This is a genomic window from Paraburkholderia solitsugae (assembly GCF_013177695.1).
Classification (GTDB): Bacteria; Pseudomonadota; Gammaproteobacteria; order Burkholderiales; family Burkholderiaceae; genus Paraburkholderia; species Paraburkholderia solitsugae.
The window spans coordinates 1-9,048 of the sequence record NZ_WOEY01000156.1 but is presented as its reverse complement, the minus strand read 5'-3'; the positions used below and the strand labels follow the sequence as shown (position 1 = coordinate 9,048).

General features: G+C 59.3%; 8 protein-coding genes and 2 pseudogenes. 7 read left to right on the top strand and 3 right to left on the bottom strand.

The genetic code is table 11. The annotated features are described in order from the left end of the window. Positions 1-363 precede the first annotated feature (363 nt). Complete coding sequence (locus GNZ12_RS45810; protein WP_216673538.1) at positions 364-735, top strand: hypothetical protein; 372 nt, start codon at positions 364-366, stop codon at positions 733-735. Next, a pseudogene (locus GNZ12_RS45700) lies at positions 736-924 on the top strand (AAA family ATPase); the annotation flags it as partial. It abuts the gene before it with no gap. A gap of 313 nt (positions 925-1,237) precedes the next feature. Here the strand turns inward: GNZ12_RS45700 and GNZ12_RS45805 are convergent. From GNZ12_RS45805 to GNZ12_RS38880, 3 genes and pseudogenes are all read right to left on the bottom strand, one after another. Continuing rightward, positions 1,238-1,590 (bottom strand): annotated as a pseudogene (locus tag GNZ12_RS45805) (IS701 family transposase); the annotation flags it as partial. Between the two features lie 159 nt (positions 1,591-1,749). Further along, a complete protein-coding gene (locus GNZ12_RS38885; RefSeq protein ID WP_172317635.1) occupies positions 1,750-2,847 on the bottom strand; it encodes a glutathione S-transferase family protein in 1,098 nt (365 codons plus the stop codon). Beyond that, positions 2,844-3,944, bottom strand: a complete 1,101-nt coding sequence (locus GNZ12_RS38880; protein WP_172317633.1) for a glutathione S-transferase — start codon at positions 3,942-3,944, stop codon at positions 2,844-2,846. Before GNZ12_RS38880 ends, GNZ12_RS38885 begins: the two co-directional genes overlap by 4 nt. 1,081 nt (positions 3,945-5,025) lie before the next feature. Here GNZ12_RS38880 and GNZ12_RS38875 point away from each other — a divergent pair. The 5 genes from GNZ12_RS38875 to GNZ12_RS44030 form a co-directional block, all read left to right on the top strand. After that, positions 5,026-5,406 carry a DDE-type integrase/transposase/recombinase gene (locus tag GNZ12_RS38875; RefSeq protein ID WP_407947765.1) on the top strand — a complete coding sequence of 127 codons (381 nt, stop codon included), beginning with the start codon at positions 5,026-5,028 and terminating at the stop codon, positions 5,404-5,406. Between the two features lie 73 nt (positions 5,407-5,479). After that, on the top strand, positions 5,480-6,229 hold the full coding sequence (locus GNZ12_RS38870) for an electron transfer flavoprotein subunit beta/FixA family protein (protein WP_172316903.1): 750 nt from the start codon (positions 5,480-5,482) through the stop codon (positions 6,227-6,229). Positions 6,230-6,242: 13 nt separating this feature from the next. Then, the gene (locus tag GNZ12_RS38865; protein ID WP_172317629.1) at positions 6,243-7,178 is read left to right on the top strand and encodes an electron transfer flavoprotein subunit alpha/FixB family protein; all 936 of its coding nucleotides are present in this window, start codon (positions 6,243-6,245) and stop codon (positions 7,176-7,178) included. Between the two features lie 68 nt (positions 7,179-7,246). After that, positions 7,247-8,347 carry an NAD(P)/FAD-dependent oxidoreductase gene (locus GNZ12_RS38860; protein ID WP_172317627.1) on the top strand — a complete coding sequence of 367 codons (1,101 nt, stop codon included), beginning with the start codon at positions 7,247-7,249 and terminating at the stop codon, positions 8,345-8,347. 360 nt (positions 8,348-8,707) lie between these two features. Continuing rightward, on the top strand, positions 8,708-9,048 hold a 341-nt coding region (locus GNZ12_RS44030; protein WP_216673537.1), incomplete at its 3' end, for a hypothetical protein.

Genomic DNA, 9,048 nt, shown 5'->3' with positions numbered 1-9,048 from the left:
CAACATTTCTGTCCGTCGACAGTCTCCGTCATCGTCATCCCCAATAGACCGCTGCCAAGGGTGGCCGGATTGCCCTCGGTTCTGACCTCGGGGCATCCGTGCAAATTACGTATGATGATGATACGATGAAAAATATCGGATGGCAATGCCGACCTATGCAAAATGGTGAATACCCTACGAGGGGAGTGCCGGCCCGTTGGGCGGCCGACAGCCTGTGGCCCTCCGGAGGACTGCAGTCGACATCTTCATAGTGCGGGTGTAATGCGAAAATCAAGCGCCCACGGTGCCGCACCGGAAATCAGGACCAGTTGGGACGACGGAGGTACTTTAACTTTACTCAGAGAAAGCCGACGCACCGGTAGGATGCATATCGGCTTTCTCTCTGCGGCGAAAGTCTTAAGCGCAGCCCTTTCAAGGTCTTTGTCCGGCGAACCTGGTAACCCTGGCGGTCTGTTCAAGGACGGCGGCCAGGAAACGATGTTTGAAGAAGTGATGAAGCATTTTGAGCGGGAAGCACTGGTGAGCGTGATGGCACGCGTGGCGCTTGAGGGTGCTAGTACGTCGCAGTGGGGTGACGAGGTGTTTGCCGCGCATCGGCAACGGCAATATCCGGGGGAACTGTTGTTCTCGACGGTGGTGGAACTGATGACGCTGGTGTCTCTGGGACTGAACCCGACGCTGTATGCCGCGGCGACCAAGGCCCAGCACCTGCCGGCGTCGCTGGCAGCGCTGTAAGACCGTCTGTTGCATCACGCAGTCGTCATTCACATCGAGGGCTCGTCGTATCGACTGCGCGAGCACGCCGACCTGCTTCCCGAGCATCTACGTAACTGGCCGTCTTCGCTCAATTCCGCACCTGCCGAACCCGTCCGTCGAAGGCCGGGCCGCCCCAGAAGGAGTTCACTTGATCACAACACCGGCTGATCGCCGGCTACACAGGGAGGGGATTTTTACCTTGACACTTCTGGGGAAATGACGGTCGACATTGACAGCGCATATCGAGACCGGGCAGGTGCGTGAGCAACGAATTGATCTGACGTCGGGGCTGCAGGGCTGGCGGCGCTCGAACTGCGGCTGGACAAGCCCACCGAAGCGGGCGACACGGTGATATCCTGCTGTGGAGCAATCTGCCTGCCGCGGTGCGCACACGAGATTGCCCGGCTGTACCGCAAGCGCTGGCGTATCGAAGGGATGTTCAAGCTGCTCGAGTCGGTACCGAACAGCGAAATTCGCACCTTGCATAGGCCACGTAGTATGTCTGTTCACGCTTTTCATCGATGCTGCGCCGCGCCGGCAGATAGTGTCCGAAGCGGCGTTCCTCGGGGGTAGTCTGCAGGTGCCATAACGGTGTGAGCGCCCGTCGTACCGACGCTCGCCCGTGGTCCCGGCGCCTACCGAAAGGCCTCGCCATACCTGCACGGGCAAACTCTCCACGATCTGGTCGGCACGCACATAATCGGCCCCCTTCCACCACAGCAGTTCATTCTTTGCGACGGCCAGCACGAAGGGCTGTTCGCGCGACTCCAGCCATAGCCGCCAATGCCGGTCGCCGCCATAGACCTCGTCACCTGTGATCCAGCCACACGGCACAAACGTCATCCAGTGCCGTGCGCGCTCCTCCGGGCTCAGCGCATGCGCAGGCAGCGGACGCCTCGCATGGGCCGAGCGTCGCCTGTGCCGAGCCCATGAGGAGCCCTCCAGCGTTGCAGGGTAACCGATTCGCCGCCCCTATTTGCACCAGAGTTGCTCTTACCTCGGATCGGCAATCAACTTGAAATTTTCACGTTTAATGCGGCATTCGATGTTCAAGTTCAGGTGTTCCAGCCCGCCGAGTGTCCTTGCCCATTCGTCCACATTCGCTCTTTGCGAAAGAGGAAGGCCGGCATAGAAATCGAGGACCCGTTGGAGCATCCATTGCGCATAGGGATAGATGCGGCGGTTGCCGCCGCGGCCTCTCAGCTTGAAATCGTGGTTGCCGATCGTCTTAGGCAGCGCCTCGTCGGGATGTTCGTCCAACCAGTCGTTGACCGCGCGGACGGTATCGCGCAGTACAGGAAATTGGTCGGCGAATATCGCCTTAAGAACGGGCATCAGCGTTTCTGGTACTTCGTCGCCGGCGATGAAGTCTCCTCGGGCCTCGGAATGGCGCATGCGTTCCACCCAGTCGTACACGCGTGGCGCCAGACTCGCCATGAGGCGACCGGAAAGCGGATCGCGCCTCAGTACGGCATAGAGGCCACCGAAGAAGCTGAAATCGGCAAGCGATGGTCGAGGTCCGAACAAATAGTCGCGATCTTTCAGATGCTCATTGAGCGCCGCGAGCATTTCCTCATAGGCTTCCTCAATGGCGGGCCCGGTGACGTCATTGATGCCGAAGAGGTCAACCCAACCACCGAAAACCTGCGCCTTTGCGAGACCCGCCTCCTGTTGTTCTGCTGGCGAACCCCCGGGTTTGGCTTGTCGTCCGAATTCCTCGATTGCAAACGTTCGGTTTTCTTCCTTGGTCCAGCGATAGTGGATCGCGGTCATGATGAGCCACTCGTCACCGTAAAGCTCAAGCAGAAGCGTCGCAAGCTTTTGCTTCGGCGTTTCAGGATAAACCGGACAGTCAGGAAAGCGCCGCTCCAAAAAGTCGATGATTTCCGTGCTGTCCTGCAATACGATGCCGTCCGGTGAAACAAGCACCGGAATCATCCAGACACCGGTCTTTTTCACGACGAAATTTTCGTACACCTCTGCCGTCGTCATGATCTCTTCGTATGCAATTTTCTTGAAGATCAAGTACGAACGGACCTTGGCTGTGTAGTAGGACGTCGGTGTGCCGTAAAGTTTATAGATCCCGCTCATATATCTGCCACCAGTCGATAATGGCGGTGCCGCACCGGATGGCGTACCGCCTTCTTGAGATTTGCGCCATTTCCGACGCGCGCGAGTAAACGGTCCATGGCTCGCTTGGAAGTTTCCGGCGCACGCTGGTAAAAGTACAGTGGCCGCTGGAACATGTACTGAATACAGGTCCACACCGTGCGCTGGGCTAAAGCTTTGCCGATGTGGAATTCCTGGGTGCCGAGGAAGCGAGGAATTGGGTACGCGTAATTCGTATCGATCCAGTCCGATACGCGGTCGATCGTGTCGTAGGCCACCGGGACGTATTCGGCAAATAGATGACGTAGAAGTGGCATGAGCGTCTCGGGCACCTGGTCGTCAGCGAAATATTCACCCGGATGTTCGGCGGGCGAATTCATCCGTTCGACCCAGCGAATGACGTTCGGGCAAATCCGCTGCATAAGGGCGAACGAATATGGATCGCGATACATGTGGGCGTAAAGCGGTCCCATGAACGTGAAATCGGCCGTCGCAGGCCGCGAGCCAAATAGATAGGTATGCTCCGCGAAATGGACGTCGAGCGAGACGAGCAGGCTTTCCATCCACCGTTCAAATTCGGGCACAGTTTCAGCGTTCACACCAAACGACGGCAGGCGGTCGCGGGTCCAGGCGCAGCTTTTATCGCCAATGATCAACTGCTGGTCCAGCCGCGCAACCGGCTCATACATGCGGCCAAATTCGGCCTTTAGATACTCATAATTCGTCTCGGGAAACGCCCATCGATAGTACATCGCGGGTACGCGCACCCAGTCATGGGCATACGCTTCCAACAACAGGTTGGCCAGGTGTAGAGTGGGCGTCGGCGGATAGACCGAGATTACCGGGAAGCGCGCCTCGAGTTCATCGACAATATCCGTCGAGTCCTGCAGCAACTCACCTTCCGGCGTTCTCAGGATCGGCATCATCCGATAACCGATGCGCGGCACAAGGAGCTTGTCATAAACAGCGTTGGACGCGACGACTTCCTGGAATGGAACGCCCTTGAAGATAAGGCACGATCTAACCTTGGCCGTGTAGTTTGAAATCTGGGCACCGTAAAGCGTATAGATGTCGAGCATGGATCGCTTTCTTTTAAAGTTTAGAGGATTGGTCGTCGAGAAGTGCTGTTCAAACGCACCATCCCTGCGTGTCGGGGCTTTGATCACCGCGATCACAATTTGGGCTAAGGCCTGTTCCAGCCAAGCCTGACAACATTCGCCAACCTGCTAATAGCGCGGCGCACCGCTTCCTTGAATCGACCGGGCAGCGCCTGCGGTCGAGGCTGCCGCGAAACGTCCGTAGAAATCGTGGCTTTTTGCGGAGGGCCTCCTTGATGTTGCGTAGATATCGCGCCCGGTGCGGTCGCATCCGCCTAGCTTGCGCGGCATTGCTGGCAAGCCATGAAGAACATAGGGTGGCGATGACGAACTCGCTGCTCGACCGCGTCATTGAGAGCGTGGAAGAGACTCCGCTTGCCGAGGGGTACGTATAGCCTGTCGAGGTACATCGGATCGCTGGTCGGACCTTGTCAATCAGGTCCGGGTTGCTCGGGTGAGGTATCCGGATCGCCTTTTCATTTTCGCAAGTCCCGTCCAGAAGTTCGATGCTGGCGGAAGAAGGCGACTCGTCAGGGCTCGCGTTCAGTCCTTCTGGGCTGCGTGACCTCTGAGCGATCCCGGCACCGTTATCGAACTTGATCCCGTGTGCGGCGGGCGCGACTTCGACGGTGCGTCCGTCATCTGTGCTGTCGACATCCTCTGCAACGCCTTTGAAGGCGACGATCGGGAGGCGTATTGCGCTCAGGCATGCGCCTTCACTCCATGGGCGCATTGCTTTGACTCTGTTCGTTTTGTTGAAAACATCGATATCGCGGGCCGCCATTCCGGGAGCATGCGGTTCCCCGAAGTACACCGCACCAGCGGGCAAGCCGCTGCTGGAGTCCGCCACACTTTGTTCGCATGATGGTGACACTAACGTCATCTCCTAATAGTTCAGGCATATGCGCAATTTGGTTCCGGACAAACCGCATTCCTGTATGTCGTTCCACGTCAATATGTTGATGATAATACGCAAGGTAGTAGTCTTGTCGTATCCGTGATTTCCATAGTATGATCGTCCTACGAACTGCGAGGACTTTAGCTAGATGTATCTCGTGGCCAGGTGCACCAGTTTGGAGGGGCGGCGTGTTGTGACAAGCCCCGCGATCAAGGACCGTATGTGCCTGAGCGAGGCGCCTGTGCGACTGGAAGTTCATCGATCGCTTGCGTCGTGCATGAGATGAAGGCCGATGGTCTGCCGCCTGAAGGAGCGAAGGATAAGTTCTCGAAAGATCGGAACAAGCTGATCGAGCAGCACCATCGCCACATCAAATACGGAACGGACGTAATGCTCTGCTTCAAACGGTTCAGGCGCGCCGCGACCACGATTTCAGGCGTTGAGCTGATCTGTCGTATTCGCAAGGGCCAGTTCGATCTCCCGAAGCTCGGCCTCAAGGATACGGCTGCGCACGCAGTATGGAACGCTATTTTGTCCGATCGATAAGGTATCCTTCGTATAAAGGACTTCTCAACCGGATTACCCATTTTCACCAGAACCTTTTGGAGTTTGAGTCAGTATGAAAATCCTTGTACCAGTGAAGCGTGTGGTCGATTACAACGTGAAAGTCCGGGTGAAATCGGACGGCACGGGCGTCGACATCGCGAACGTGAAGATGTCGATGAATCCGTTCGACGAAATCGCGGTTGAAGAAGCCGTGCGTCTGCGTGAAGCGGGCGTGGCGACCGAAGTGATCGCTGTGTCGGCAGGTGTCACGCAAGCGCAGGAAACGCTGCGCACGGCGCTGGCGATCGGCGCGGACCGCGCGATCCTGATCGAGTCGGGCGAAGACCTGCAGCCGCTGGCGGTCGCCAAGCTGCTCAAGGCGCTGGTCGACAAGGAACAGCCGCAACTGGTCATCCTCGGCAAGCAGGCGATCGACGACGATTCGAACCAGACCGGCCAGATGCTGGCTGCGCTGGCCAACCTGCCGCAAGCCACGTTCGCCTCGAAGGTTGTCGTGGCCGACGGTAAGGCTACGGTTTCGCGCGAAGTGGACGGCGGTGCGGAAACGCTGTCGCTGAGCTTGCCCGCTGTGATCACGACCGATCTGCGCCTGAACGAGCCGCGCTACGTGACGCTGCCGAACATCATGAAGGCGAAGAAGAAGCCGCTGGAAGTCATCAAGCCGGAAGACCTCGGCGTTGATGTGACGCCGCGCCTGAAGACGCTGAAAGTCGTCGAGCCGCCGAAGCGCTCCGCCGGTGTGAAGGTGCCGGATGTGAAGACGCTGGTCGAGAAGCTGAAGACCGAAGCCAAGGTGCTGTAAGGAGATGGACGAAATGACGAATCTGGTAATTGCAGAACACGATAACGCGTCGATCAAGGCCGCGACGCTGAACACGATTGCCGCCGCGCAGAAGATCGGTGGCGATATTCACGTGCTGGTCGCAGGTGAAAACGCGCAGGGCGCAGCGGATGCAGCAGCGAAGATTGCAGGCGTTAGCAAAGTGCTGCTGGCCGACGCGCCGCAACTCGCAGCGGGTCTCGCGGAAAACGTCGAAGCGACGGTGCTGAACATTGCGAAGGACTATTCGCACATCCTCACGCCGGCAACGGCCTACGGCAAGAACATCGCGCCGCGTATCGCCGCCAAGCTGGACGTCGCGCAGATCAGCGACATCACCGCAGTGGACAGCGCAGACACGTTCGAGCGCCCGATCTACGCGGGTAACGCGATCGCGACGGTGCAATCGGCTGATCCGATCAAGGTCATCACGGTCCGCACGACCGGCTTCGACCCGGTCGCGGCAGTTGGCGGCAGCGCAGCGATCGAGAAGATCGCCGCAGCCGCCGATAGCGGTCTGTCGCAGTTCGTGAGCCGCGAAGTGACGAAGCTGGACCGTCCGGAACTGACGAGTGCGTCGATCATCGTCTCGGGTGGCCGTGGTCTCGGCAGCGGCGAGAACTACACCAGGGTGCTCGAGCCGCTGGCGGACAAGCTGAACGCAGCGCTCGGCGCCTCGCGCGCAGCCGTGGACGCCGGCTTTGTGCCGAACGACTACCAGGTCGGTCAGACCGGCAAGATCGTCGCTCCCCAACTGTACGTCGCGGTGGGTATCTCGGGTGCGATCCAGCATCTGGCCGGGATGAAGGACTCGAAGGTGATCGTGGCGATCAACAAGGACCCGGAAGCGCCGATTTTCAGCGTGGCCGATTACGGTCTGGTGGGCGATCTGTTCACAGTCGTGCCGGAACTGGTCAAGGATCTGGGCTGAGCGCGGTGACGTGCTCGGGTCCAGAATTGTACGAAAGGGTTGGGGACAGGCGAGGGAGCGGGGGAGCGATGGAGCAGGTCGATTGCGTCGTAATCGGCGCAGGTGTGGTGGGACTGGCCGTGGCGCGAGCGCTTGCGCTCAGCGGGCGCGAGGTTGTCATACTGGAGTCAGAGCGGACCATCGGAACCGGTACGAGTTCGCGCAACAGCGAGGTCATCCACGCAGGGATCTATTATCGGCCGGGCTCTGAAAAAGCCCGGCTCTGTGTGGAAGGAAGGCGCATGCTGTACGAGTACTGCGCGTCGCATGGCGTGGAGCATCGTCGTAGCGGCAAGCTCATTGTTGCCTCTGACTTGAGCCAGGTGGAGGAGCTCGAGGCAATCCATCGAAACGCCATGGAGTGCGGCGTCGACGACCTCCAGTGGCTCGACAAGGTCGATGTCGCGCGCGTGGAGCCGGCGCTTAACGCTTACGCCGCACTGTTGTCGCCGTCGACTGGCATCATTGATAGCCACGGACTCATGCTCGCGTTGCAGGGAGACGCGGAAAACGCCGGTGCAATGATTGCGTTCGACGCGCGTGTCGTTCGCGGTGCCGTCGCGAACGGTGGGCTGGAGCTCGAGGTGATGACCGACGGGCAGCCGACGTGGTTGCGAGCGAGAACCGTGGTCAATAGCGCAGGACTCTTTGCTCCCGATGTGGCCGCTGGAATCGAGGGCCTGCTCCCTGAGCACGTGCCGCAGCGCTACTTTGCGAAAGGCAGCTATTTCACCTGCGCCGCTCGTGTTCCGTTTTCGCATCTCGTCTATCCGGTACCTGAGCCTGGCGGGCTCGGCGTGCACCTGACGCTCGACCTCGCTGGGCAGGCGCGGTTCGGTCCGGATGTCGAGTGGATCGACGCGATTGACTACAGGGTGGACCCGCACGGCGGCGAAGCGTTCTACTCTGCCGTGCGCCGCTACTGGCCGGGTCTGCCCGACGGTGCTCTGCAGCCGGGCTATGCGGGGATTCGCCCGAAGATCGTCGCGCGAGGTGAGCCAGCCGCCGACTTTCGCATCGACGGACCGGCCGTACACGATGTACGCGGGTTGGTTAACCTGTTCGGTATCGAGTCGCCCGGACTGACCGCGTCAATGGCCATCGCCGCTCACGTGGCGACGCTGATTTAGCGGACGGCTGGATCCGACACGTCCGACACACACGGGGCGGTTGGGCTGGCCTTTCGTTTGAAGTGTTGAGTGAACGCCGGGTCTGGCAACGCTGCTTAGAAAGCGGGAAGCGGAAGTTGCGCGCTTTTTTATAATGTCCGAAACGATTAGACCCGCATATGAGGGGGCACCCTCCGGACCGCTAGTGGCTTTTGCATGTTGATTGACAGGCCAAGGGTGCCGCGGGCCGGTTCAACCTGTTCGCAACTGCTGCGGCTGCGACATTCAAGACCGTCTCGCGAGCAGGCCACCGAGACATGCGGATGTAGCCGGTCCCCGCCGGTCACAAAATAACCCCGGACCGGCGTCAGCCGAGACGCTGTGTCTTTCGTCAAGCGTTTGGGGTCGACTTTGGTTAGCAAAGGCGCCGTCGCGCGCCATGGCGAACAGGGCGCCGTCGCAAATGTGCGCGTCCATGCAACGTGGACGGGTCAGGGTATGACAAGCTCCTCTGGCATCTCCAAGATGCCCAGCCGTCAATTCGGATGTTTGTCATCATTTAATCTGGCAGAGGGCTTGCCGGTGGCGATCATTGATCGTATCATCATCATACGTAATTTGCACGGATGCCCCGAGGTCAGAACCGAGGGCAATCCGGCCACCCTTGGCAGCGGTCTATTGGGGATGACGATGACGGAGACTGTCGACGGACAGAAATGTTG

Coding starts and splice junctions, on each gene's coding strand:
- GNZ12_RS38880 (WP_172317633.1), bottom strand. CDS start 3,944: ATGCTCGACATCTATACGCTTTACGGTGCCCAGATTTCAAACTACACG.
- GNZ12_RS38870 (WP_172316903.1), top strand. CDS start 5,480: ATGAAAATCCTTGTACCAGTGAAGCGTGTGGTCGATTACAACGTGAAA.
- GNZ12_RS45810 (WP_216673538.1), top strand. CDS start 364: ATGCATATCGGCTTTCTCTCTGCGGCGAAAGTCTTAAGCGCAGCCCTT.
- GNZ12_RS38860 (WP_172317627.1), top strand. CDS start 7,247: ATGGAGCAGGTCGATTGCGTCGTAATCGGCGCAGGTGTGGTGGGACTG.
- GNZ12_RS38885 (WP_172317635.1), bottom strand. CDS start 2,847: ATGAGCGGGATCTATAAACTTTACGGCACACCGACGTCCTACTACACA.
- GNZ12_RS38865 (WP_172317629.1), top strand. CDS start 6,243: ATGACGAATCTGGTAATTGCAGAACACGATAACGCGTCGATCAAGGCC.